We start from the raw sequence: 570 nt of genomic DNA, 5'->3' as shown, positions 1-570 counted from the left end.
GCCAGCAGTGCCATCAACAAAAAGGACGGCAAGGTAAAACCAATAAAGGCCACAAACGCCCCCGCCACCCCGCCGCGCACCCGGCCTATGGCGAAGCCCAACTGGCTGGACGCCGGCCCCGGCAGAAACTGGGTGAGTGCCAGCAAGCGGGCAAAGTCCGCCTCGCTCAACCATTGCAGTTGCACCACAAATCGCTGGTGAAAATACCCCACATGGGCCGCCGGCCCGCCAAAGCTGATCAGCCCCAGCAGCAAAAACTGACGAAATATTTCTGTCATTACCTACACACTTAACCGTCCACAGTGCCCAAAACGCTACCACACCGTCATGACACTCGAATGCATGTCGTCCGGATGTCATCGCTCCGGTCCCACGGGTATACTCCCGGCCATGCAATCCAATGCCCACTCCGTTCTTGAACATGTCTTCGGCTACCACCAGTTTCGCGGTGAACAGCAGACCATTATCAATACCCTGATCCAGGGCGACGACGCCCTGGTGCTGATGCCCACCGGCGGCGGTAAATCCCTGTGCTATCAGATCCCCGCCCTGGTCCGGCCAGGCACCGGT

At 59.1% G+C, this 570-nt stretch carries 2 protein-coding genes; one reads left to right on the top strand and one right to left on the bottom strand.

Annotation, left to right across the window (positions count from 1 at the left end):
- On the bottom strand, window positions 1–278 hold a 278-nt coding region (locus tag A3730_RS00920), incomplete at its 3' end, for a chromate transporter (protein ID WP_197477208.1).
- 112 nt (window positions 279–390) lie between these two features.
- Between A3730_RS00920 and A3730_RS00915 the strand changes: the two genes are divergently transcribed.
- A partial coding sequence (locus tag A3730_RS00915; RefSeq protein WP_156500724.1) for a DEAD/DEAH box helicase occupies window positions 391–570 on the top strand: 180 nt, incomplete at its 3' end.

This window comes from Alcanivorax sp. HI0044, assembly GCF_001634945.1.
This window is presented reverse-complemented; position numbering and strand designations above follow the sequence as displayed.